This is a genomic window from Roseovarius sp. MBR-154, from assembly GCF_053628595.1.
Genome location: NZ_JBRJGR010000015.1, coordinates 1 through 24809, shown reverse-complemented (window position 1 = coordinate 24809; position 24809 = coordinate 1). Strand labels below are relative to the sequence as shown.

Sequence of the window (24809 nt, the reverse complement as noted above, 5' to 3'; positions counted from 1 at the left end):
GGTTAAAGTCGTTATCTACGGAATTCCGGCGCACCGAAGTCCCTCGATAAAAGCTTCCAGATGCTCCGGGATACCGCAGGCGCCGACCCCAGACCGACCAGTGTTCGTCCCTGATGCCGGAGCGCCTCAACGGTCACCACGGCCAGGTCGCGTGATGGGACGCAGCGCAAAAGGATTCGTAAAGCGTCTAGGAACGCCCGTGGAGTCACATGGGGCACTGCCAGGCCAGCGCAATGCTTGACTGCTGCGGCACCTCAGTGGCCGTAGCTCGCGTCCGCGGCATTGCAGGTCGTCTAGCCCTCGTACGAAGGCGCGCGGCCAGCCTCGAAGCGAACTTTCAGCGGCCCGCGGAAATGTCGAGGATCGCGCCGCTGATATAGGAAGCCGCATCCGACAGCAGCCATGTCACCGCTGAGGCCACCTCATCGGCGCGCCCGATACGGCCGAGCGGCACGTCACCGGCCTTCGCGGCGAGTCGGTCGGCGAGCCCGGCGGTCGCGTGGATGTCGGTGTCGATCAGGCCTGGGGCGACGGTGTTCACGCGAATGCCATCCGCGCCAAGCTCCTTGGCGAGGCCAACCGTCATCGAATTGATCGCGCCCTTGGAGGCGGCGTAATGGATCCATTCATTGCCACCGCCGAGGGCTGCGGCGCGGCTTGACATCAGGACAATCGCACCGCCCGCACCGCCGTGGCGGGTAGACATCAGCCGCGTCGCCGCCTGTACGGTCAGGACCGTGCCGGTCACGTTCACGTCGAGGACGCGGCGCAGGTCAGCCGGGGCGAGATCCTCCATGCGGCTGGAGGGGCCGGTAATGCCGGCATTGGCAAAAACCCCGGTGGGCGCGCCAAAGGCGTTCTGGCAGGTCTCGAACAGGCTCGTGACCGCCGCCTCGTCGGCGACATCGCCCTGCACGGCGATGGCCGTGCCGCCCGCAGCCTGCACGCGCCGCGTCAGGGCCTGCACCGCGTCTGCATTGGACGCATAGGAAAACACCACCGGGTGACCGGCAGCGGCAAGCGCCAGGACGGTCGCCGCGCCGATGCCACGGCTGCCCCCGGTGACGATGACCGGGCCGGGTTCAGAATGCGACATTGTCGCCGCCTTTCAACTCCAGCATCTCGCGCGCCTCGTCGGGTGTGGCCACCTCGAGGCTCAGCCCTTGCAGGAGCTCACGCGCCTTGCGCACCTGATCGGCGTTGCTCTGCGCGAGCTTGCCGGGCGAGATCCAGAGCGAATCCTCGAGGCCGACGCGCACATTGCCGCCCTGCGCCGCGGCCTGTGCGGCGACCGGCATCTGATTGCGCCCGGCGCCCAGCACGGACCAGACATAGGCATCGCCGAACAGACGGTCCGCCGTGCGCTTCATATGCGCCACATCCTCGGGATGCGCGCCGATGCCGCCGAGCAGGCCGAACACCGTCTGCACCAGGAACGGGGCTTTCACCAGACCGCGATCCACGAAATGCGCCAGGTTGTAGAGATGGCTGGTGTCGTAGCACTCGAATTCGAACCGGGTGCCGTTGGCATTGCCGGTGTTCAGGATGTGCTCGATATCTGCAAAGGTGTTCTTGAAGACCAGATCGCGGCTGTTCTCGAGATGCTGCCGCTCCCAGTCATGCTTGAACTCGGAAAAGCGGTTCAGCATCGGGTAGAGGCCGAAATTCATCGACCCCATGTTGAGCGAGGCCACCTCGGGTTTCAGCTCTGCGGCCGGGCGCATGCGCTCCTCGACGCTCATATGCGGGCTGCCGCCGGTGGTGAGGTTCAAAACCGCCCCGGTGGCCTGTTTCAACCGGGGCAGAAAGGCGCGGAAGGCGTCCGGGTCCTGGGTCGGGCGGCCGGTTTCGGGGTCGCGGGCGTGCAGGTGCAGGATCGTCGCGCCGGCCTCGGCAGCGGCGAGGCTGTCGGTGATGATCTCTTCGGGGGTGACCGGCAGATGCGGCGACATCGAGGGCGTGTGGATCGCCCCGGTCACGGCGCAGCTGATGATCACCTTGCGGGTCGGTTTTGGCATGTCGGTTCTCCGGTCAATCAGGATTTGGGGGCATTGTCTCTGAGGTGTTTCATCATCCGCACCAGCCGACTGTCGCGCTCGGCCTGTGCCTCGGATATCTGCTCAAGCGGCAGTCTTTTGCGCCGCGCGGCGTCGATCCGGTCGAGCGTCTCGCCTGTCCAGTCGGGATGTTCGCGCTGCGTTGCTGCGATCTTTGCATACATCGGGCCGTAGCGGGCGACATAGTCGCGCACGCCGCCCGGCGCGTTGAGATCAATCGTCTCGAACGGGCCGAGCAGCGCCCAACGCGGGGCCAGCCCGTCGCGCAGGCCGGTATCGACATCCTCGGGCGAGGCGATGCCGTTCGCGACAAGGCGAAACGCCTCTTGCAAGAGCGCGCCTTGCAGGCGGTTCATGATGAAGCCGTCGATCTCGCGCTGCATGCGGATGGGCTTCTGGCCGATCCGCTCCATCAGCGCGGTGCAGCGGTCCATCGCGTCGGCGCTGGTCCACGGGGCGGGCACGATCTCGACCGCCGGGATCAGGCTGGGCGGGTTGATCGGATGGGCGACGAGGCAGCGCTCGCGCCCGGTGACATGTCCGGTAAAGGCCGAGGGCAGCAGCGCGGATGTCGAACTGGCCAGGATCGCGTCGCGCGGGGCGCGGGCATCCAGATCGGCAAACACCGCCTGTTTGATCTCCAGTTTTTCGGGCACGTTTTCCTGGACGTGAACGGCCCCGGCGAGCGCTGCGTCAAGATCGTCGGCGATCTCGACGCGGCCGATGATGTCGGCCGCCGTTTGACCGTCCAGCATGTCTGCGGCCTCCAACTCATCCGCCAGCGCCGCGAGGGTTGCGCTGGCCCGATGCGCCGCCTCGGCGTTCTCGTCGTAGAGCGCGACGGAACAGCCGCCGCGCGCAAAGGCCACCGCCCAGCCACATCCGATCAGGCCGCTGCCGATGATTGCCGTCTTGGGGGTATCGGCCATCACAGCGTCTCCACCCCGGCGCAGACGCTGAGCGCCTGCCCGGTGATGTTGGCCCCGCCCGGTGTGTTCAGAAACAGGCACATAGCCGCGATGTCATGCGGGCTGACCATGCGCCGCAACGCGACTTTCTCGAGATTGCGCTCGCGCATTTCCGCGTAGCTGAGGCCGAGCCTTTCGGCGCGCGCGTTGATGACCCGGTCGATCCGGGGGCCTTCGACGATACCGGGCAGGATTGCATTAGCGCGCACACCCTGCGGCCCGAGTTCCGAGGCGAGGCTTTTCGCCAGACCGATCACCCCCCATTTGGAGGCGGCGTAGGGCGTGCGATAGGCAAAGGGCAGGCGCCCCGCGACCGAGGCGATGGCGATGAAACTCCCCCGGCTCGCGATCAGATCCTGCGCCGCGAAGCGTGCCGCCAGATAGGCGCCGCGCAGATTGATGTCGAGGGTGCGGTCCCAGTCCTCGGCGCTGATATCCCCGATGGTCGAGGTGGGCCCCTCTATACCCGCATTCGCCACCACGACATCGAGCCCGCCCAGACGCTCGCGGGCCTCGGCCACGAGATCGCGCGTAGCGGCCTCGTCAGAGGCGTCGGCGACGGTTCCGCTGATGGTGTCCGAACAGGCTGCGGCCACGGCCTCGGCATCGACGTCCGAGACGTGGACCCTGGCACCGGCCGCCGCGAAATCGTCAGCGATGGCCTTGCCGATCCCGGCGGCACCGGCGGTGATCAGGACGCGCAGGCCCGGTGGTGGGGTGAGGGCGGACGGTGATGTCATGGATGTCATGCCTCTTTCTTTGGTGACTTTTCTGTCTCGACATTCAGGAAAGCGCGAATGTCCTTCGCGGCGGTGGTGATGTCATCGACGATGGCGCGGCGCACGGTCGCCCCGTCGCGGGCGTCCAGCGCGGCCATGATCTGATCGTGGAACCCCTGAGAGGTGGCCATGTGCGCGCGATCCGGCACGCTGGCGCGAATCGAGGGGCCGACCATCAGCCAGAGCCGCTCGATCATCCCGAGCAGAAGCGGCCAGCCGCACAGCTTGTAGATCGCGGCGTGAAAGGCCGCATTGGCCTTGAGATACCAGTCGGCGTCGCCGCTTTCGGCGGCGGCGGTCAGTTCTTCGTTGAGCTTTCGAATCTCGAAACTGTCCTTGGCTGTCATCTCGGCGGTGGCGCGCTCTGCGGCCATGCCCTCGATCTCGATGCGGATCGCGCAGATCTCGTCAAAGTCCTGCGGTCGAAGGATACGCAGCCGGAGCGTGCGGCTTGACGTAGTCTCGAGCGCGCCCTCGGTGGTGAGCCGGGTCAGCGCCTCGCGCACCGGCATCGCGCTGACCCCCAGATCCTCGGCAAGCCCGCGGCTGGAGAGAACTTCGCCGGGGCGAAAGACGCCCGACATGATCGCATCCCTCAGATTGTCGAAGATCTGCTGTTGCAGGCTGTCTCGTCTCAGGCTGCCAGCCTGAAGCGTGGCGCGGGGTTCGGAAACGTCTTGCATATCGGATTTCTGTTGTTATCGTTGATCTGAGATCGCAGATTGCAGTGCGGAACTATAGAAGTCAAGCAAACCCCTGCATCGGTGATCGCAATTCGCCCGGATCGACCGGGCTGCATGAAGGGAGGACCAACATGAATCTGAAGGCAACATTACTGACTGCGGTGGCGGCGGTTGCCAGTGTTCCGGCGCAGGCCGAGACGTTGGACGTCGCGAGCACCTTTCCGAAGAACCTCGCATTCCTCGGGGAGGGGGCCGAGGTTCTGGCCAAGAACATCGAGACCGCGACCGGCGGCGATGTGAAGCTGCGCGTGCATGGCGCGGGCGATCTGGTTCCGGCGCTCGAGGTGCTCAATCAGGTGAGTTCCGGCGCGATTCCCGCAGGGTGGGACTATGTCGGCTATTGGGGTGGCACGATCCCCGTCGCCTCGCTGGCCGGGTCCATGCCGTTCGGCCCCGGCCCGGACCTCTTTGTCGGCTGGATGTGGGAAGGGGGCGGCATGGAGATCGTCCAGAAAGCCTATGATCCGCTCAATGTCAAGCTGCTGCCCTGCCACGTGACGGCCCCCGAGCCGGGTGGCTGGTTCAACAAGGAAATCAACAGCGTCGAGGACCTCAAGGGCCTGCGCATGCGGATTTCCGGCATGGGCGGTCAGGTGCTCAACAAGCTTGGCGTCTCGACCCAGCTCATTCCCGGCGGCGAGCTTTACGTGGCGCTGGAGCGTGGCCGCATCGACGCGACCGAATTCTCGCTCCCGGTGGTCGACAAGGCGCTCGGCTTTGCCGAGATCGCCAAGTATTATTACTTTCCGGGCTGGCACCAGCCAGCAAGCTGGAACTCGCTCATCGTGAACATGGATGTCTGGAACGGCTTTGACGAGCAGACCCGTGAGCAGATCATGGTGGCGTGCCGCGCAACGGTGAATTGGTCGCTGGCGGCGGCACCCCAACCGCAAGGTGCAATCATCGAAGAGTTCCGGGCCCAGGGGGTCGAGACCAAGCGTTTCCCTGACGAGGTGCTTGCGGCGCTGCGCGAGGCCGCGACGGAAGTGCTCGAGGAGCAGGCAGCCGAGGACGAGATCTTTGCCGAGGCATATGAGTCGATCCAGGCCTATCTCGCCGATGCCGAGGTCTGGACGTCGCTTCAGGCCATCCCCGAGCCGTCGGAGTAATGGGTAAATGACCCGTCGTTCCATATTGGAGCGGGTCGGCCATGCGCTTGTCGAGGCAAGCGCATGGCCTGGCCGTGTCGCGGCCTGGCTGGTCCTTCCGATGATCGCGCTGGTATTGGTGGCGGTTGTCGGGTCGCTCATGAAATGGGGCCAACTGGCAAGTTGGGAGGCCGATCTGCCGCTCCTCGGATCGGAACTGACCCTGACCGGACTGGCCGAATTGCAATGGCACCTGCAGGCGATCATCGTCATGCTGGGCGTGTCCTATGCCTTGGCGCGCGACGCGCATGTCAAGGTCGACATGCTTTCTGTCCGGTTCACGCCGCGCGGCAGGGCGCTGGTCGATCTGCTCGGTGATCTGGTCTTTCTCCTGCCGTTCTGCGCCATCATCGGCTGGCTGAGCCTCGGCTTTGTCGAGTTCTCCTACAGTACCGGGGAGCGATCCGATTATGGCGGCCTGACCGACAGGTATCTCGTGAAATCCATTCTTCCGATCGGCTTTGTCGTGCTTGCCCTGTGCGGGGTCGGGCGGGTGCTGCTGCATCTGGGTGTGCTGCTTGGCGGTGGAGACCGACCTCATGATTGAATATATCTTGCCACTGTCAATGGTGCTCGCTCTCATCCTCGGGATCTTTTCGGGTTACCCTGTGGCGTTGGTGCTCGCGGGTGTCGGCATTCTGTTTACCTTCATCGGCGATGTGCCGCTGGTCTTTCTGAACACGATCTCGTCGAAGATCTTTACCGGCACCCTGACGAACTGGCTGATGATGGCGGTGCCGCTCTTCGTTTTCATGGGGCTGATGCTCGAGAAATCGAATATCGCCAAGAACCTGCTTCTGTCGCTCGAACGGCTCTTTGCGCAGCGACCGGGCGGGCTGGCGCTGTCGGTCACGATTGTCGGGGTGGTCATGGCCGCGAGCACGGGCATCATCGGGGCCTCGGTGGTCATGCTGGGCCTGATGGCCTTGCCGGTGATGCTCAAGCAGAATTACTCCATGCGTCTCGCGGCCGGCACGATCTGCTCGGCGGGAACGCTGGGCATTCTGATCCCGCCGTCGATCATGCTGGTTCTGGTCGGCGACATCCTGCAAATTTCGATTGGCGATCTGTTCATGGGGGCGGTGGTGCCCGGCCTTATCCTGGGTGCACTCTATGCGGCCTACATCCTCATCACCACCCATCTCGATCCGTCGCTGGCCCCGCCAAGCGCGGCGCAGGAAAAGGTCTCGACGCTCGAGGCGCTGGCGGTGCTGATCAAGCATCTGATCGCACCGATCATCCTCATTCTCGGTGTTCTGGGTTCGATCGTGGCGGGTATCGCCACGCCGACCGAGGCCGCCGCGATCGGCGCGCTCGGAGCCACGTTGCTGGCCGCCGTCATGGGGCAGTTGACGGCGCGAAACCTCATCGAATGCGTTCAGGAAACCGCGCTGACCACCGCAATGATCCTGATGGTCGCAATCGGGGCCACGGTTTTCAGCGCGATCTTCAAGCGGGTCGGTGGCGACTACATGATCGAGGACGCCGTGATGGCCATCGCCTCGGGCCCGTATCAGACCCTGTTCCTCATCATGGCGTTGATCTTCGTTCTGGGCTTCTTTCTCGAATGGATCGAGATCAGCTATGTGGTGCTGCCGCTGTTCGCCCCGATCATCGCGGGGCTGGATTTCGGGCTCGGCCATTCCGGGATCACACTGACCTGGTTCGCCGTGCTGGTGGCGGTCAACCTGCAAACCTCGTTCCTGACGCCGCCTTTCGGCTATGCGCTGTTTTATCTGCGCGGGATCGCGCCACCGGAACTAAGCATCCGTGACATCTATGCGGGGATCGTGCCTTTCGTGCTGATCCAGCTTGTGGGATTGGGCCTGTGCATCCTGTTCCCGTCTCTGGTGCTGTGGTTGCCGGACGCGCTGGCAAATTGAGGGGGCGAAGATGAGCGAGATGTTCGATCTCACCGGCAAGCGTGTCGTGATCACCGGCGGCACCAGCGGAATCGGGCTGGCCACCGCGCGCGCCTTTCTCGAGGCGGGGGCGCAGGTTCTGATATCCGGGCGCTCGGTCGAACGCGGCCAGCAGGCGCAGGCGACGCTGGAGGGCAAGGGCCCGGCCTGGTTCGCCGCTGGCGATGCGGCAGACGAGACCGACGCAACCGCCGTGGCGCAGGCCGCAGAGGAGCATATGGGTGGGACCGATGCGATCGTCTGCGCGGCCGGAATGAACCGGCGCGGCGCGCCGCAGGATCTGAGGCTCGAGGATTGGGATGCGGTCGTGGATGCGAGCCTGCGGGGCACGTTTGTCACGGCGCGGGCGTTCTACCCGGGTCTTTGCAAGGCGGGGCAGGGGCGCATCGTCACCGTGGGCTCGATGCTGTCGGTTCTGGCCAATGAGGCCACGGCGCCCTATGCGGCGGCCAAGGGTGGGGTGGTGCAGCTTACCCGCAGCCTGGCCGTGGCCTGGGCGAAAGACGGCATCCGGGCGAATTGCATCCTGCCCGGCTGGGTGGACACGCCGCTGACGCGGCAGGCCCGCAAGGACATGCCCGACCTCGACCGCCGGGTGTGCGAGCGCACCCCCGTGGGCCGCTGGGCAACCCCGGACGAGATCGCCGGAGCGATCCTGTTCCTCGCGACCCCGGCTGCGGGGTTCATCACCGGCACAGCCATCCCGGTCGATGGCGGCTACCTGATGCGGGCCTAACCCGCAGACCAGCGAAAAAGGCGGAAAATGACATGACGGAACGCAGTTCGAGACTGACTGGATTTGCAACCCTGAGCCGGTCGGAGCGGCTGGACGCGCTGAAGGACTGGCTGCCGGAGGGCGCGGACGCGCCGGGCATTCTGGGCAATACCGGGGTGCTGTCGGCGGATCTGGTGGACCGGATGATCGAGAACGCCATCGGCGTCATGCCGGTCCCTCTGGGCATCGCGACGAATATGGTGGTCGATGGCGAGGATGTGCTCATTCCGATGGCGACCGAGGAAAGCTCGGTCATCGCCGCCGTCTGCAACGCCGCCAAGCGGTGCCGCGCCACGGGCGGGTTTCGCACCTCCTATGCGGGCTCACTGACCATCGCGCAGGTGCAGATCCTCGATGTTGCCGATCCGCATCGGGCGCGTCTCGAAATCCTGCGCCGGTTCGAGGAGACGCGCGACCTGTGCAATCAGGTCGATCCGAAGCTGGTCGAGCTTGGCGGCGGATTACGCGATGTCGAGGTGCGGCTGCTGGACGGGCGGCACGGGCGCATGGTTGTGGTTCACCTGATCGTCGACACGCGCGATGCCATGGGGGCCAATGCGGTGAACACCATGGCCGAACGGATCGCTCCGGTGCTGGCCGACTGGACTGGCGGGCGGTCCTTGCTGCGAATCCTGTCCAACCTGGCCGACCGACGCCTGACCCGCGCCGAGGCGGTCTGGCCCGCCGACGAAATCGGCGGGGCGGCGGTGGTCGACACGATGCTCGAGGCCGCCGAGTTCGCCGTGATCGACCCCTACCGCGCCGCGACCCATAACAAGGGGATCATGAATGGCGTCTCGGCGGTTGTGCTCGCCACCGGCAACGATACCCGCGCGATCGAGGCCGGTGCCCATGCCTATGCGGCCCAATCCGGCCAGTACGGCCCGCTGACCCGTTGGGAGAAAACCGCCAACGGGGATCTGGCAGGTTCCATCGAACTCCCGCTGTCGTTGGGCATTGTCGGCGGGGCCACGCGCATTCACCCGGTGGCACAGCTTGCCCTCGGGATCATGCGGGCCGAAAGCGCCGAGAGACTTTCCCGGCTTGTTGCCGCCGTCGGTCTAGCGCAGAATTTCGGGGCGGTTCGCGCCCTGGCGACCGATGGTATCCAGAAAGGGCACATGGCGCTGCATGCGCAGAATATCGCCATCGCGGCCGGGGCCGAGGGGGACGAGATCGTCCGCGTCGCGGAGGCGATGAAGGCGTGCGGGGAGATCAACGAACCCATGGCGGCGCGCCTGCTGGCGGAGCTTCGGACATGAGCGCAAGGCCGGGCCTGATCAGACGAGCATGCACGGATCATGCCGGGGCGCCAGCGCGATGAGATACGAGCCTATCGCCCCGGCAACGGGCATGCGGCGCCTGCGGATCGAGGATGAGGACTGGGCCCGCCTGTCGACCAAGGACGCCAAACGGCTTGCGACATTGCTGATTACCGCGCGGCGGTTCGAAGAAAAGATCCTCTTTTTTGACAAGCTCGGCCTGGTGCACGGCCCCGCCCATTCCAGTCTCGGTCAGGAGGCCGGCGCGGCGGGCTGTCTTGCGGCTCTGCCCATCGACACGATGATGAACGGCTCGCACCGGGCGCATCACCAGGTTGTCGCCAAGGCCGTGAATGCGCTCTACACCGACAATTTCGACCCCTCGGCCGGCACGCGCCTGCGTGACGAGATGCGCGACGAAATCCGCCGCATGATGCACGAGATTCTCGGCCTCGAGGAGGGCTGGACAGGCGGGAGGGGCGGCTCCATGCATTTGCGCCGCGAGGCGCTTGGCATCATGGGCACGAATGCGATCGTCGCGGGCGGACTGCCGATTGCCTGTGGCCATGCCTTCGCCGAGAAATCCCGTGGAGGGGACCGCCTGACGGTGTCGTTCTTCGGCGATGGTGCCATTCACCAGGGCACCACCCACGAGGCCATGCATCTTGCGGCGCTCTATCGCTTGCCGATCGTGTTCTTCTGCGAGAACAACGGCTACGCGGTCTCGACCAGCGTCGAGCAATCCACATACGAGACCAATCTCAATACCCGTCCCTGCGCCCATGGCATCGAGAGCCTGCATGTCGATGGCATGGATCCGCTGGCAGTATGGCGCGCGACACGGTGGGCAGAAGAGCATATCCGCACGCAGCGCCGCCCGGCTTTCATACAGGCGGATGTGTACCGCTATTATCATCAGTCCTCGCCCGTCCCGGGCAGTGCCTTTGGCTATCGCACCAAAGAGGAGGAAGACGAATGGCGGGCGCGTTCGCCGTGGGAATATCTGTGCGAGCGCCTGCGGATGCATGACATCGTCAGCGAGCAAGAGCTTGATGCTATCGACGTGGCGGTCTCCGAGGCTGTGGAGTTCGCGGGCGAAAGCTGTACCGAGGGCAAGGGATCGTCGATGCACATTCCCGGCTCGCTCTGGCCAGGGCCCGAGACCGTCGACGACAACCTTGTGTCGGACATGTCGGAGTTTTCCGGCATGCGCGCCGCCGAGTCCGAGGATTTCGCAGCGGCGGACATGCGCGAGATGTCCTTTATCGAGGCCATTCCCGCGACCATGGAAGTCGCCATGGCGCGAGATCCGGAGGTGCTGCTCTTTGGCGAGGATGTCGCCAATATGGGCGGTGGCACGGTCGGTGCGACGCGGGGGCTGTCGCGGTTCTTCGGCACGCAGATCATCAACACGCCGATCACCGAGAACGGATTTTGCGGATTGGCCGTGGGGGCGGCGATGTCGGGCATGCGGCCCATCGTCGAATTGATGTATAGCGACTTCTTCCTTGTCGCCGCCGACCAGCTCTTCAATCAGGCCGGCAAGATCCGGCACCTGTTCAACGGCACCGCAAACGTCCCGCTCGTGCTGCGCTGCCGTCTGCCGGGACTGGAGGGATACGGCTCCCAGCATTCGATGGATCCGACCAGCGTTTTCGCACTGTTTCCCGGCTGGCACATTCTGGCACCGTCGAACGCCTTCGACTATGTGGGGCTGATGAACAGCGCGCTGCGCTGCACCGACCCGGTGCTGATCATCGAACCGCAGGCTCTTCACAAACGCAAGGCGCTGGTGCCCGAGGATCTCGGCTACCACATTCCGATCGGCAAGGCGAAACGTGTCGTCGAAGGTGATCAGTTCACGCTGCTCACCTCGCTCGGGATGGTGGATCTCTGCGCCGATCTGGTGGCGCGCCTGGGGCTGAGCGCCGATGTGATAGATTTGCGCAGCCTGTCGCAGCGCGACATTGACTACGAGTTGATCGGGCAGTCGGTGCGCAAGACCGGCCGCGTTGCGGTGATCGAGCAGACCACACGCGGCGCGAGTTTTGGTGCGGTCCTCGCGGACGAGATCCAGCGCCGCTTCTTCGACTATCTGGATCAGCCGATCAAGCGCGTCACCGGGCAATGGGCGCCGCCGACGGTCTCGCGCGTGCTGGAGCGGGCGTCCCTCGCGGGCGAGGAGGACATCGAGGCGGCCCTGCGCGAGATGCTGCGCGATAGCGCCTTGCGCCAACCAGACAGCGAACGGGTTTGAGAACATGCTGGATTTCGCAGGAAAAACCGTTCTCGTGACTGGCGCGGCCGCAGGAATAGGCGCGCAGACCGCGCGAATCCTCGCAAGCCTCGGGGCGCGGCTTGCACTTTGCGACCGGGAGGATTGCGAGACGCTCGCCAATGAGTTGCGCGCAAATGGCGCCGAGACCGTCACCAAAGCCTTCGACATACGCGATCGCGCGCTTGCCGAAGACTTCGTCTCGGCGCAACCAAGCCTGGATGGGGTGATTGCCAATGCCGGATATTGCCCATGGGATGAGTGGCATGACAGGGCATGGGATGACGCGTTCGACGACGTGATCGACATAAACCTGAAGGGTGCGATCAACGTCCTGCGCCCGGCGCTCGACCGGATGATGGCGCAGGGCCATGGCAAGGCCGTTCTCGTCGCCTCGGTTGCCGGAAGAATGGGAGGGTTGCGCGCCAGCCCGCACTATGTGGCCGCCAAGGGCGGGGTCATCTCGATGACCAAATGGATGGCCGCGAGGGCGGCGCCACATGGGGTCAATGTCAACGCGGTTGCTCCCGGCGCAACCGATACCGCGATGGTGTCCGGATCGGTAATAGAGACCGGCTCGATTCCCTTGGGACGACTGGCAACGCCCGATGAAATCGCGCAGCCCATCGTCTTTCTGTGCTCGGATGGCGCGAATTACATGTCTGGCGCGATCATAGATGTAAACGGCGGTGTATACACCGGATAGATTGGGCGGCTTGGGTTTGGCTGCGTCCAACCGGACGCAGGCAACGTCTATAGTGCCCGCCAGAGCTTGTGGTGACTCTCAGCACAAACGCTCTGCATGTGTCTCGGAAAGTTTCCCGCAGCCGTGCCGTGTGCGCAGATGACGCCGCGGTCACAATCTACGCCCGGTTCGATGACTGGCGCCGGGGGTGGCGATGATCGGCGGGCTGCTCCCCACGCTCGCCGGATCGGCGTGGGCGCGCGCGGCGCTCCGCTACGGAGCCATCGTCCTCGCGGTGCTCCTGTTCCTGCTCGCGCTCCGGCGCTCTGGCGAGCGAGCGGGACGCCTCGCCGAACGCGTAGAGACCACGGAGAAGGCCAATAATGTCCAACGCCAGATGCTGGAAGCGGCAGTTCGCCGTCCTCGCGATCGCACCGAGCTTGCTGAGCGGCTGCGCAGCGGGCGGTTCTGAACGCCGCGTCGCGACCGTCCGCCCAGCGGAGGTCCAGTATAGCCGCGAGTTCCAGGCTCGGGCGGCCGAGGAACTGGCCCTGCTGCCGGAGGGATCGGTGATCGCCGTAATGTTGAAAGACTACGCCGTGATGCGGGAGCAGGTGCGCATGTGCTCTCGTCCCTGATTAGAAGCGGAGTCGCAGCTTCAAGGTCATGCGGCAGCGTAGCTGGTGAAAATTTCGATCGATCCGTCGCGCTGGATCAGGAACACGTCATAGGCCTCGCGCTCACTTTCCGACCCCATTCCGGGCGAGCCGTAAGGCATGCCGGGCACTGCGAGGCCGACCGCGTCGGGGCGTTCCACCAGCAAACGGCGAATGTCGGCAGCAGGGACGTGGCCCTCGATCATATAGCCGTCCACGCGACCCGTATGGCAGGAGACCATCTCCTGCGGGATGCCGTTGTCCAGCTTGTAGCGCATCAGAAGCGTTCCGGCGCTCGCCTCGGTCGTGACTGCGAAACCGTCATTCGCGAGGATATCGATCCAGGCCGAGCAGCAGCCACAGTTCGGGTCCTTAATCACGTGGATCGACGGACCCACGTCTTGCGCCAACGTATGAAGGGGCGAGGTGGCCACGAGCGCGGTCGCTCCGATCAGGATCGCGCGGCGAGAGATCGTTTCATGGGTCATATGGTTTTCCTTTCTGATTGGTGTGTGTGCCGGCGGGTCAGAGATCGACCCGCCTCAGCCGCAGCGCGTTGGTGATCACCGAGACCGAGGACAGGCTCATGGCCGCCGCCGCGATCATCGGCGAGAGCAGAAGGCCGGTGACAGGGTAGAGCAGTCCGGCCGCAATCGGCACGCCAAGGGCATTGTATGCGAAGGCGAAGAACAGGTTCTGCTTGATGTTGCGCAAGGTGGCGCGCGCGAGTTTACGCGCGCGGACGATGCCCATCAGGTCGCCGCCCAGCAGGGTGATCCCGGCGCTTTCCATCGCCACATCGGCCCCCGTGCCCATGGCAATGCCCACATCGGCGGCGGCCAGTGCGGGCGCGTCATTCACCCCGTCGCCCGCCATCGCGATCTTGTGGCCCTCTCGGCGCAGCTGGTCGATCAGGTCCTTCTTTGCCTCGGGCAGAACGCCTGCGCGCACTTCGTCGATGCCGAGCTTTCCCGCGACCGCCTGCGCCGTGCGTTCGTTGTCGCCCGTCGCCATGATCACCCGTAGCCCCTGGGCATGAAGTTCCCGAATGGCCTGCGCGGTACTCTCCTTGATCGGGTCGGCGACCGCCACGATGCCGACGAGCGCGCCGTCAAGAGCGACGAACATCGCCGTCTTGCCCTCGGCGCGCAGGGTGTCGGCCTTCGCCTCGGCCTGCGCGGTGTTGAGCCCCATTTCCCTCATCATCGCCGCGTTGCCGAGCGCCACCGCGCGCCCGCCGACGCGACCCTGCACGCCCTTGCCGGTGACGGCATCGAAGTCCGTGGCCTCCTGACGCGGGGAGCCCTGTGCCTCGGCGCCCTCGACGATGGCTTCGGCCAGCGGATGTTCCGAGCCGCGCTCGAGCGCAGCAGCCAGCGACAGTAGCTCAGTCTCGGTCAAATTCCCAAGCGCGACCGTATCCGTTAGCTTCGGCTTGCCCATGGTCAGCGTGCCGGTCTTGTCGACGATCAGCGTATCGACGCCCGCCATCCGCTCCAGCGCCTCGGCATCCTTGATCAGCACGCCCGCCTGCGCGCCGCGCCCCGCTGCCGTGGTGATCGAGATCGGGGTGGCGAGACCAAGAGCGCAGGGGCAGGCGATTATCAGCACCGAAACGGCGGATGCTATGGCGAAGACCAGCGCGGGTTCCGGGCCGAGGATCATCCAGACGATGAAGGCTATGATGGCGATGGCGACCACGGTTGGCACGAAGACCGCCGACACCCGGTCAGCGAGACCCTGGATCGGCGCGCGGGACCGCCGCGCGTTCGACACCATCGCGACGATCTGCGCCAGCACGGTGTCGGAGCCGACCTTGGCCGCCTCGATCACCAGAGAGCCGTTCTTGTTGATCGTTGCCCCGGTCACCGCATCGCCCGGGCCCTTTTCGACCGGCATCGACTCGCCGGTCAGCATGCTCTCGTCCAGCGACGATCGGCCCTCGATCACCGTTCCGTCCACTGGCACCGCATCGCCCGGGCGTACGCGAAGTCGGTCGCCCTCCATGATGTTCTCGAGCGGCGCGTCGTACTCGGTGCCGTCCGGCAGGATGCGCCTTGCGGTCTTCGGCGCTAGGTCCAGAAGTGCGCGGATCGCGTCCCCGGTGCGTTCGCGCGCGCGGAGTTCCAGAACCTGGCCCACGAAGACCAGCGCCACGATCACCACCGCCGCCTCGAAGTAGGTGCCGACGCCGTGGCCCATCCGGTACTGTTCCGGAAAGACACCCGGTAGGAACGTAGCGACGATCGAGTAGAGGTAGGCCGCCGCCACGCCGATGCTGATCAGCGTCCACATGTTGGGGCTGCGGTTCACGATCGAGTCCCAGCCGCGCCGGAAGAATGGCAAGGCGGCCCAGAGGATGATCGGCGTGGCCAGCACGAACTCCAGATAGCTCGCCGTCTGATGCCCGATCCAGTCGCGCACCGGCAGCGCGACCAGTTCGCCCATCGTCAGGATGATGAGCGGCACCGCCGCGGCAGCCGAGATCCACATCCGTCGCGTGAAGTCGGTCAGCTCCTCGCTCGGCTCGTCCGAGGGCAGCATCGGTTCAAGCGCCATGCCGCAGATCGGGCAGGCCCCCGGCGCGTCGCGCACGATCTCGGGATGCATCGGGCAGGTGTACTGGACGTTGGCCGGCGCCGCCTTCTTATGCCCGGCGGCCCGGCCCGAAGCGTAGAACCACGGATCCGCCTTGAACTTCGTCTGGCATTTCTCCGAACAGAAATGGAAGGTTTTGCCCTGGAACTCGGCGTGACGCCCGTCCGTCTTGACCGCGACCGTCATCCCGCAGACCGGGTCCTTCGTCGTCTCTGCCCCCGCCGGAATGTCGGGCGTCGCGTGTTGGTGATCATGCTCCATGTTCTGCCAGCCTTTCGATCTCTTGTTTCAGCTTGCGGCCTCCAGTGGCTGGAAGCTCAAGCTCTTTTCAGTGATGGTCGTGAGCGTCTTCCGGGGCGGGATCGCGTGCGAGGAAGATCCCGACAAACAGGAACACCAGCGCCATGCCGATCGCGCCCAGGACGACAATGAGGGGGTCGGACTGCCATTTCATCGCGGCGAATGCGGCCAGCACCACGGCATCGAGGGCGATGGCCGTCAGCAACACCCAGCCCCGCGCGCCGATGTCCTCACGCAGGTGCCGGAACACGCCCCAGTGGATGATGATGTCCATCACCAGATAGAAGAAGGCCCCGAGAGACGCGATCCGGCTGAGGTCGAAGAAGACCGTGAGAAAGCCCGCGATCACAACCGTGTAGACGAGTGTGTGGTCCTTGATCGTGCCCGGCATCCCGAAATGGCTGTGCGGGATCATCTTCATGTCGGTCAGCATCGCCAGCATCCGCGAGACCGCGAACACGCTGGCGATCAGGCCCGACGCGGTGGCCACCAGCGCCAGTGCCACCGTCAGGTAGAAGCCGGTCTGACCGAGCGCGGGCTGGGCCGCTTCGGCCAACGCGTAGTCCTTCGCCGCCACGATACGGTCGAGCGGCAGGCTGGAGCCGACCGCGAAGGCCACCAGCAGATAGACGACGACGCAGATGGCGATGGACAGGATGATGGCTCGGCCCACATTGCGGTGCGGGTCGGTGACCTCGGCGCCGCTGTTGGTGATGGTCGTGAACCCCTTGAAGGCGAGAATGGACAGCGCAACCGACGCCACGAAGCCGGTGGCGCCCATGTCTCCACCCGTCGCCTCGAACGAGATACCACTCGCCCAGAGGCCGGCTGCCCCGAACAGCGCGATTCCGCCCACCTTGAGAAGGGCCATGACGATGGAGAACAGCCCGACCGACCGGTTGCCCGATACGTTCACGAGCCAGGCGAAGACGATCAGCCCGACGCCGAGGATTGGCACCAGCACGCTGTCCGGATCGCCGCCGAACGCCCGCAGCGTGTAGGTGCCAAAAGTGCGCGCGACGAGGCTTTCGTTGATCACCATCGACAGCGCCATCAGGAGGGCGGCGCCCGCCGCGACCGTCGTCGGTCCGTAGGCTTTCTTCAGGATCATCCCGATGCCACCCGCAGACGGGTATGCGTTCGACATCTTGATATAGGTATAGGCGCTGAACGCGGTCACGATGGCGCCGACGATGAACGAGAACGGGAAGAGACGTCCGGCGAGTTCGGCGATCTGCCCGGTCAGCGCGAAAATGCCCGCGCCGATCATCACGCCGGTGCCCATGGCCACTGCGCCCGGCAGGGTAATGCTGTTCTTCTCGTAATCGCCTTTCGTCATGGATTTTCCTTTTCAGGCTTTTGCCGCAGCGCCACCCAGAGCAGCGGCAGCCCCGTCACAAGCCCGAGGCCGAGCACCGCCCATGTCGCGCGCCCGAGGTCTCCGCTAACCGCCTCACCGCCGAAATGCGCCAGCAGGAAGCTTGCCGGTATGATCCCCGCCAGTGTTGCCAAGGCGAAACGCCAAGCGTGCAATCGGCTCAGTCCGGCCGCGTAGCTGATCATGTCGAAGGACACGAAGGGCATCAGGCGGCTGGCAAAAACCGTCGCCGTCAACGCGGTCTGCGAGCCGAGAAGCCCGGCATCGACACGGGTCCCGAACACCCGCCGCAAGACATCATGCCCCAGAACCCGCGCGACGGCGAAGGCGATCAGCGCCCCGAGTTCGGCGCCGATCACGACCTGCACGGTCCCCCAGAAATGCCCATAGGCTGCTCCAGCGGCCAGCGCGACCGGTGCGCTCGGGATCGGGCTGGCCACGACCGCGAGGGTCATGAGCGTGACGATCACGACTGGCCCCCAGAGACCCGCACGCGCCACCAGCATTTGCAGACGCTCGGGCTCCAGAAGGCTGCGCGCCTCGGCGAATACCGAAGGCGCGAACTGCCAGACAGCGAGCAGTCCGATCCCGAGGATCGCTAGGCCCGTGAGGATGGCGGCGCGCAGGCTCATCTCAGACCGCCGCGACGGCGTTCGCCAGAAGGTCGCGCACCTCGCCCGCCACGGCCGTCAGCTGGGCGTTCAGGGTCGCCTGCATCGACGCTACCGGGTCGATGGCGCTGACCTCCACACCACCGTCGACTTCGCGCAGGATGACGTTGCAGGGCAGCATCGCGCCGACCCGCGGTTCGATCCCGATGGCCCGATGCGCCATCTTCGGGTTGCAGGCACCGAGGATGCGATAGGCCGACATCTCGACATCGAGCTTCTTCTTCATTGTCGCCTTGACGTCGATCTCGGTCAGAATGCCGAAACCATGATCCGCCAGTGCCTTGCGCGCCCGAGCGTCGACATCGTCGATACCGGCGTCGGGGAACATTCGATTGATCGTGTAGGTCATTTCCAAGTCCTTTTTCTCACTTCCGAAGATATTTGATCAGTGCCGCTATGGCCAAAACCACCAGCGCAAGGATCAGCAGGCCGAAGAGCCAGCCAAACCCCATTCCGGAGCCCATATCGTTCCAGTTCATCATCTCATACTCCTGATTTTCACCCGCAGGGTGCGCCTTTTCGCCGGCTCTCGCGACAACATGGAGCAGGACAGCACAGGATCAGTGTCGGGGCGTCGGGGCGCCCTGTCCGGACGCCCCGCCCGGATCACACCGACGCCGTGACCGCGAACTCGGTCATCATGCCGGTCGCAAGATGCGGCATGTGGTGGCAATGCAGCATCCAGCGCGCGGCCTCGCCTGCATCGAGCGCGACATCGACCATCGACATCGGCGGTACGTGAATCGTGTCGCGCAGCGCACAGGCCACACGCCGCCCGTTCAGGCCGACGACCTGGAACACATGGCCGTGCAGATGCATCGGGTGGGCCATCATCGACATGTTGTGGAACGACAGCATGACCCGCTCGCCGCTGCGGGCAATGATCGGCTGGTGCTGGCCCCAGACGGCGCCGTTGATCGTCCAGACATAGGGCTGCATCGAGCCGCCCAGCATCAGCACCTGGCTGCGGTCCACCGGCCGATCCGGCAGAGGATCACGGGCGATCAGGCGCGCTTCCTGCGCAAGATCGGTGTCGAACGCGGGTGCCGCGGTCTCCGCCATGGCATCGAGGCGCCGGACCTCGGCACCCTGCGTGGCGAGGATCAGGCCGGTGCGTTCCCGCGCGCCTTCGCGCAGGGCGAGGATTGGCCAGGTGCCGCCTTCGCTCGGCAGGTCGATCTCGATATCCAGCCGCTGACCCATCGCCAGCCCGAACCGCGAGCCCGCGACAGGCTGGACGGCGTGCCCGTCCACCGCGACCAGCCGCGCCTCGGCACCGCCGGTCTCGATCCAGAACACCGTCGCTGCGGCGGCGTTGATCACCCGGAGCTGGATGCGCCCGCCGCGCTCGACCTGCACCACCTCGGGGTCCGACAGCGTCCGGTCGTTGGTGAGATAAGCGTCCCAGTCATAGTCGTTCAGGTCCATGGCCATGCCGCCCATCTGGCCGCCCATGCCCATCATCCCGCCCATTCCGGGCATGTTGCCCACGGCACCATGGCCCACGCCGCGCCCGCCGCCATGACCTGCGCCGATCTCGGCCAGAACCTCCTCGGGGGCCTTGAAGGAGAAGTCATGCAGGAACATCACGACCTCCTGCCGGTCGGCGGCGATGTCCTCCTGCGAACGGACGATCAGCGGCGCGGCGAGCAGCTGCATCTCCTGCGTCGGCACATGGCTGTGCATCCAGTGGGTGCCCGGCCGGGCCTCGAAGTCGTAGGATCGGGTCTCACCCGGGGCGAGAAGGGGCATCGGCATGTCGGGCACGCCGTCCTGCGCGTTTGGCGGGATCTGGCCGTGCCAGTGGATGATCGTGCCGACATCCAGATCATTGGTCAGGTCAACCCGGAACCTCTGGCCGGGGTCGAGGATCAGGCCCTGACCGCCGGGGCCGACAAGGCCAAAGACGGTTGCCGCGCGCCCGGCGATATCGAGCGTCCGGGTCGCAGCGGAGAGGCTGATCGGCGCCACTTGCGCGAAGGCGATGCGGGGCATCTGTGCCGCGCCAATGGCGGCGGCGCTTGCGGCAAGAAAGCCGCGTCGTGAAAGCGTGTTCATGGTCGTCTCCTCGGGACATCCCGTCCCGTTCATCAAGGCCGATGGGACGCCGCGGGCGTCTGCCCGGACGCGATCAGAGGAGACGGAGTTGGGGAGGGCGCTCGTTCAGTCCCGGCGCACGGCTGACGTGGATTGCCTCGGACGCGACGTCATGACTGGCGGTGCCGTGCGCGTCCCCGGCTTCTCCGCCTGCCGATGTCAGGAAGGGCGAGAGGCCGACGCAGACGAACGCACACATCTCGGCATCGGCCGATCCACAGTGCTCTCCAGCGTCACAGTCGGGGCCGACAATGACCGGAGAGTGCATCATGTCGGCGAAATGCGTCGCATGATCCGCACCGGAGTTCATGCTCATGCGTGTGGCATGCGCGGAGGTTGCCGTCGTCACCACGGTTATCGCGAGTATGGCAAGCAAGGTGATGACACGTGCGTACATACTTGAGAGATAGGCATTGCTCACGAGAATGTCCATTGTCGCAGGCGCCTAACCGCTGGCACAACGTGGGTGTGAACCTCTCCGGGTTTTCCGGAGGCTCCAAATCGAGGAAGGATTGGAGCCATGGAAAAAGACAACAGAGCGAACCGCTATTCACCTGAGACACGCGCGAGAGCAGTGCGGATGGTGGGTCATGGCGCGACATCTTTCTCTTAGAGAAGCGCAACGCTGAGCCGTTCCCGGCTGCCAAAGCCCTCAAAGTAAGCGGATCAAAGCGCGTTCACAGTATCGGCGCAAGATCGAGAAATTCACCAAGTGACGTCACGGAAAGTTTCCAAGGTGGGTAAATAAATCATTATATCAATGACCTACGTAGAACTACGCTACCGGTTGAATCTAAGCTTCAAACACGCGATGGTTTCGACGTTCACGAGTGTCATCGCATTTATCAGCGCTGGCATGCGTGAATGCGGCATGGGGAGGTGACGCAATGTTGATACACGCAATCAACGGTTTGAACGAAATCGTTGGGCGGATCGTGGCGGTTCTCGCCATCATTTTCGCAGCCATTATCATCTATGACGTGGTCCTGCGCTACGTGTTCAGCGAGCCGACGCGGTGGGCTTTCGACGTCTCGAAACAGCTCTTCGGCTTCTACTTCGTGCTGCTGGGGGGCTATGCCCTGCGTCACGGCGCGCATGTGCGCGTCGATATCCTGACCGAAAGGCTTGGGCGCGGCGGACAGCGGATCGCCGACCTTCTGGGCTATGTTATTTTCTTCTTTCCCTTCGCCTGGGTGTTTCTCACCCGGTCCTGGGATTTTGCCTCGCGCTCCTGGGCACAGGGCGAGGTCACCTATGGTGCCATTCAGATGCCGGTATATCCGCTCAAGATGGCAATGTGCGTCGCCGCAGGGTTGTTGCTGCTTCAGGGTTTCGCAGAGGTTCTGAAAATCGTGCTCAACCGGCAGGAGGCCTCTGAATGAACCCCGAACTGATCGCTGTCCTGATGTTCGGCCTGCTTTTGCTGGGCCTGTTCCTCGGGCATCCGCTGGCCTTCGTTCTGGGTGGCACCGCCGTGCTGACCGCGATCATCGCGGGCAAACCGATGGTTCTGGGCATCGTGATCAACCGGATCTTTGGCGATGTGCTGGACAATTACACGCTGATCGCGATTCCGCTATTTGTCCTCATGGCCCGGTTTCTATCGGATTCAGGCGTCACCGACCGAATGTTCGAGACCCTGCGCCTGATGCTCAGTCAGGTGCGCGGCGGCCTTGCGCTCGCGGTGGTGTTCATCTCGATCCTGCTGGCGGCGACCACAGGCATCATCGGCGCGTCGATCACCGTGATGGGCGTGATGGCCCTGCGCCCGATGCTGCAATACGGTTACGCGCCGTCGCTCACCGCCGGTGTGATCGCGGCCTCGGGCTGTCTCGGCATCCTCATCCCGCCGTCGATCATGCTGATCCTGATGGCCAGCTATTCGCCGCTCTCGGTGGGCGAGTTGTTCGCGGGCTCGATGATCCCCGGCGTGCTTCTCGGCCTCAGCTACGCCGTTTATGTCTACATCATCTCGGTGCTGCGCCCCGATCTCGCCCCGGCGGTGGAGCCGGATGAAAAGGTCGGGCGCGCGACCCTGATGCGGATGCTGGCGGTCGAAGCGCTGCCGCCGCTCGTGCTCATTTTCGGCATTCTCGGCTCGCTTCTGGCGGGCATTGCCACCGCGACCGAGGCGTCGGCGATCGGCGCCGCGCTCGCGCTGCTGATCGTGATCGCGCGCGGGCGGTTTCAGATCGGCACCTTCTATGGTGCGATGCTGGAGACCGGGCGCACCTCGGCGATGATCTTGTTCATCGTGGTGGGGGCCACCGCGTTTACAGGCGTGTTCAACATCACCGGTGGCCTGCGCGCCACGCAAGAACTGATCCGCACGCTCGACATGGAGCCGTGGATGCTGATCACCATGATGATGGCGATCGTGTTCATCCTCGGGGCGTTTCTGGACTGGACCGGCATCGTGCTGCTGTCCTTCCCGATCTTCCTGCCGATCATTCAGGAAATGCCCGACGTGAACCTGCTGTGGTTCGTCGTGCTGATGGCGGTCGTGCTGCAAACCTCGTTCCTGACCCCACCATTCGGCTATGCGCTCTTTTACCTGCGGGCCATCGCGCCCAAGGATCTGCGCACCGGCTCGATCATTCGCGGCGTGCTGCCGTTCATCGCGCTTATCGTCGCGATGTGCGTGCTCGTCGCGGTCTTTCCGGCGCTGGTCACCTGGCTGCCGGATGTCCTCTACACCAAGTAACCACAACCATGGAGAAGGGAGATACCATGACCATGAAAGCATTCGTACTCGCGGCCGGGGCCGCGACCGCGCTGGCCGGGCAGGCCACCGCACAGGACAGCTGGACGATGACCACAACCTGGCCGTCCTCGCTGGAACTGATCGAGACCGACAAGCATTTTGTCGATCTGGCCAACAAGCTGACGCAAGGCGAATTGACCATCGAGTTCTTCGACGGCGGCTCGCTCGTCCCGGCTGGCGAGGTCTTTGGCGCGGTCGAGTCGGGCACCATTCAGGCCGGTGCCGACTGGCCCGGATACTGGGCCGGGCGCGATGCGGCCTTCTCGCCGCTGGCCACGACGCCCAGCCTGTTCAACGCCGTCGATTACGTGAACTGGATCCAGCAATGGGGCGGGGCCGAGCTCTATAACGAGATCTACGGTAATTATGGCATGGTCTATCTGCCTTACGGCGTGACCAACAACGAATCCGGCTTTCGCACCAACGAGCCGATCCGGAACCTCGAGGACCTGCAGGGCAAGCGCCTGCGCCTCTCGGGGCTGGAGCAGGGCAAGCTGCTCGAACGTCTGGGCGGCAATCAGGTCTCCATGGCGGGTGGCGAAATCTATCAATCGCTGGAGCGTGGCGTGATCGACGGGGCCGAGTTCTCGACCCCCAATGTCGACTGGTCGGCGGGCTTTCAGCAGGTCACCGACTATTGGGCGACCCCGGGCTGGCACCAGTCGGCCTCGGTCTTTGGCGTGATGATCAACAAATCCGCCTGGGACGCGCTCAGCGTCGAGACGCAAGAGAAGCTGCAGATCGCAGCCGATGCGACGCTGCTGTGGTCGCTCGCCTTCACCGAGAAGCGCGCGACCGAGGCCTATGCCAAGTTCGAGGAGGCGGTCGAGATCAACCGCTATGACGACGAGACGCTGGCAAGGGTTCAGGACATGGCCAACGAGGTAATCGTCGAGACCGCCTGCGCCAACCCGAACTCGGCCAAGGTCTATCTCAGCATGGTCGAATACCTTGACGATTATGCAAAGTGGCGCGATGCTTCAGCCCCGTTCAACCTCGGGCGCACGCCTAACGGTCCCGATGCTGCCGCCCTGCGCGACTGCGCACAATAGTGGCACGTATTATCCTCTGGCATGCCCGCTGAAATAGCGGGCGTGTGTACTGGTCGGACCTCGTTGGAACTACAGTGATTGTTCGGTCCGACCAGTCAAATATGAAATCAGCAAGCATTCCACGCACGGATAGGCCAAGATGCGCGACATCTGCGGCTATAGCCGCTATCGGATTGATCTAAATGTCGGCTCGCAGCACCTCCACCTATAAGCCCCGTCAGTGCAGCGAATGTCCACAACTCCGTCGCAAACTACATCATCGTCATTGGTCCCGGGCAGACAAAAGCAGCACATAGCTGATTTCATCCTCGCGCGACACAGGACCATGAGGAGCACCATTGAATGTGCACATCCAGACCCAGAAGCTGGGCTAATGCCGCCATGAACATGTTTGAAACAGCAGCCAGAGAAAATCTGCTACCTGATCTGCATGGCTCGCCGCCAAGGAATGGCTTGATGCTCCGGTATAGACGATAGCCAAAATGTATGGAATACGACGAAGTCCAAGATTTTTCTAGCGATTTCGAAGGGGTGCATTCTGAGCTACTCCCCATCGGTTGGACAGGATCTGGCGTAAATTAAGCTACTCTTTGCACCTGCTGATCGGGTTGGGTTTTGTCTTTTCTCAGCCAATAGAGCACGGCGGGTGGTCTGCCGCCAAGGGCCGAGTGTGGGCGTT

At 64.4% G+C, this 24809-nt stretch carries 23 protein-coding genes; 11 read left to right on the top strand and 12 right to left on the bottom strand.

Annotated features, from left to right (window positions below; translation table 11 throughout):
- Positions 1–337: 337 nt before the first annotated feature.
- From ACSSV4_RS16225 to ACSSV4_RS16205, 5 genes are read right to left on the bottom strand one after another with little or no spacing between them, the layout of a single operon-like run.
- Positions 338–1096: an SDR family oxidoreductase gene (locus ACSSV4_RS16225; protein WP_454276137.1), complete on the bottom strand. Its 759-nt coding sequence runs from the start codon at positions 1094–1096 to the stop codon at positions 338–340.
- A complete protein-coding gene (locus tag ACSSV4_RS16220) occupies positions 1083–2018 on the bottom strand; it encodes a 3-keto-5-aminohexanoate cleavage protein (protein ID WP_454276136.1) in 936 nt (311 codons plus the stop codon). Before ACSSV4_RS16220 ends, ACSSV4_RS16225 begins: the two co-directional genes overlap by 14 nt.
- A 17-nt stretch (positions 2019–2035) precedes the next feature.
- A complete protein-coding gene (locus ACSSV4_RS16215; protein WP_454276135.1) occupies positions 2036–2986 on the bottom strand; it encodes a 3-hydroxyacyl-CoA dehydrogenase in 951 nt (316 codons plus the stop codon).
- A complete protein-coding gene (locus tag ACSSV4_RS16210; RefSeq protein WP_454276134.1) occupies positions 2986–3765 on the bottom strand; it encodes an SDR family oxidoreductase in 780 nt (259 codons plus the stop codon). Before ACSSV4_RS16210 ends, ACSSV4_RS16215 begins: the two co-directional genes overlap by 1 nt.
- A 5-nt stretch (positions 3766–3770) precedes the next feature.
- Positions 3771–4487 carry a GntR family transcriptional regulator gene (locus tag ACSSV4_RS16205; protein ID WP_454276133.1) on the bottom strand — a complete coding sequence of 239 codons (717 nt, stop codon included), beginning with the start codon at positions 4485–4487 and terminating at the stop codon, positions 3771–3773.
- A gap of 131 nt (positions 4488–4618) precedes the next feature.
- Between ACSSV4_RS16205 and ACSSV4_RS16200 the strand changes: the two genes are divergently transcribed.
- The 8 genes from ACSSV4_RS16200 (at position 4619) to ACSSV4_RS16165 (ending at position 13086) form a co-directional block, all read left to right on the top strand.
- Positions 4619–5656 (top strand): TRAP transporter substrate-binding protein, encoded by a 1038-nt coding sequence (locus tag ACSSV4_RS16200; protein WP_454276132.1) that lies wholly within the window; start codon positions 4619–4621, stop codon positions 5654–5656.
- Positions 5657–5663: 7 nt separating this feature from the next.
- Positions 5664–6242 (top strand): TRAP transporter small permease subunit, encoded by a 579-nt coding sequence (locus tag ACSSV4_RS16195; RefSeq protein ID WP_454276131.1) that lies wholly within the window; start codon positions 5664–5666, stop codon positions 6240–6242.
- Between the two features lie 19 nt (positions 6243–6261).
- Entirely contained in the window at positions 6262–7578 is a 1317-nt protein-coding gene (locus ACSSV4_RS16190; RefSeq protein WP_454276130.1) for a TRAP transporter large permease, read from the top strand.
- Positions 7579–7588: 10 nt separating this feature from the next.
- Positions 7589–8353 carry an SDR family NAD(P)-dependent oxidoreductase gene (locus ACSSV4_RS16185; RefSeq protein WP_454276129.1) on the top strand — a complete coding sequence of 255 codons (765 nt, stop codon included), beginning with the start codon at positions 7589–7591 and terminating at the stop codon, positions 8351–8353.
- Positions 8239–9654: a hydroxymethylglutaryl-CoA reductase, degradative gene (locus ACSSV4_RS16180; protein WP_454276208.1), complete on the top strand. Its 1416-nt coding sequence runs from the start codon at positions 8239–8241 to the stop codon at positions 9652–9654. Before ACSSV4_RS16185 ends, ACSSV4_RS16180 begins: the two co-directional genes overlap by 115 nt.
- A gap of 58 nt (positions 9655–9712) precedes the next feature.
- Positions 9713–11911, top strand: coding sequence for an alpha-ketoacid dehydrogenase subunit alpha/beta (locus ACSSV4_RS16175; RefSeq protein ID WP_454276128.1), 2199 nt, complete (start codon positions 9713–9715; stop codon positions 11909–11911).
- Between the two features lie 4 nt (positions 11912–11915).
- Entirely contained in the window at positions 11916–12635 is a 720-nt protein-coding gene (locus tag ACSSV4_RS16170) for an SDR family NAD(P)-dependent oxidoreductase (RefSeq protein WP_454276127.1), read from the top strand.
- Positions 12636–12828: 193 nt separating this feature from the next.
- Positions 12829–13086 carry a hypothetical protein gene (locus ACSSV4_RS16165; protein WP_454276126.1) on the top strand — a complete coding sequence of 86 codons (258 nt, stop codon included), beginning with the start codon at positions 12829–12831 and terminating at the stop codon, positions 13084–13086.
- Positions 13087–13278: 192 nt separating this feature from the next.
- Here ACSSV4_RS16165 and ACSSV4_RS16160 read toward each other — a convergent pair whose 3' ends face one another.
- From ACSSV4_RS16160 to ACSSV4_RS16130, 7 genes are all read right to left on the bottom strand, one after another.
- Entirely contained in the window at positions 13279–13758 is a 480-nt protein-coding gene (locus tag ACSSV4_RS16160) for a DUF411 domain-containing protein (protein WP_454276125.1), read from the bottom strand.
- A 37-nt stretch (positions 13759–13795) separates the two neighbouring features.
- Positions 13796–16129: a heavy metal translocating P-type ATPase gene (locus ACSSV4_RS16155; protein WP_454276124.1), complete on the bottom strand. Its 2334-nt coding sequence runs from the start codon at positions 16127–16129 to the stop codon at positions 13796–13798.
- A 67-nt stretch (positions 16130–16196) separates the two neighbouring features.
- The gene (locus ACSSV4_RS16150; protein ID WP_454276123.1) at positions 16197–17507 is read right to left on the bottom strand and encodes an APC family permease; all 1311 of its coding nucleotides are present in this window, start codon (positions 17505–17507) and stop codon (positions 16197–16199) included.
- Positions 17504–18178, bottom strand: coding sequence for a TVP38/TMEM64 family protein (locus ACSSV4_RS16145; protein ID WP_454276122.1), 675 nt, complete (start codon positions 18176–18178; stop codon positions 17504–17506). The genes ACSSV4_RS16150 and ACSSV4_RS16145 overlap by 4 nt, the downstream gene beginning before the upstream one ends.
- Before the next feature lies 1 nt (position 18179).
- Complete coding sequence (locus tag ACSSV4_RS16140; protein ID WP_454276121.1) at positions 18180–18566, bottom strand: DUF302 domain-containing protein; 387 nt, start codon at positions 18564–18566, stop codon at positions 18180–18182.
- 257 nt (positions 18567–18823) lie between these two features.
- Positions 18824–20275: a multicopper oxidase family protein gene (locus ACSSV4_RS16135; RefSeq protein ID WP_454276120.1), complete on the bottom strand. Its 1452-nt coding sequence runs from the start codon at positions 20273–20275 to the stop codon at positions 18824–18826.
- Between the two features lie 73 nt (positions 20276–20348).
- Positions 20349–20747 carry a hypothetical protein gene (locus ACSSV4_RS16130; RefSeq protein ID WP_454276119.1) on the bottom strand — a complete coding sequence of 133 codons (399 nt, stop codon included), beginning with the start codon at positions 20745–20747 and terminating at the stop codon, positions 20349–20351.
- Positions 20748–21201: 454 nt separating this feature from the next.
- Between ACSSV4_RS16130 and ACSSV4_RS16125 the strand changes: the two genes are divergently transcribed.
- From ACSSV4_RS16125 to dctP, 3 genes are read left to right on the top strand one after another with little or no spacing between them, the layout of a single operon-like run.
- A complete protein-coding gene (locus ACSSV4_RS16125; protein WP_454276118.1) occupies positions 21202–21696 on the top strand; it encodes a TRAP transporter small permease subunit in 495 nt (164 codons plus the stop codon).
- The gene (locus tag ACSSV4_RS16120; protein ID WP_454276117.1) at positions 21693–23018 is read left to right on the top strand and encodes a TRAP transporter large permease; all 1326 of its coding nucleotides are present in this window, start codon (positions 21693–21695) and stop codon (positions 23016–23018) included. Before ACSSV4_RS16125 ends, ACSSV4_RS16120 begins: the two co-directional genes overlap by 4 nt.
- 26 nt (positions 23019–23044) lie before the next feature.
- On the top strand, positions 23045–24130 hold the full coding sequence (gene dctP / locus ACSSV4_RS16115) for a TRAP transporter substrate-binding protein DctP (RefSeq protein ID WP_454276116.1): 1086 nt from the start codon (positions 23045–23047) through the stop codon (positions 24128–24130).
- Positions 24131–24809 lie beyond the last annotated feature (679 nt).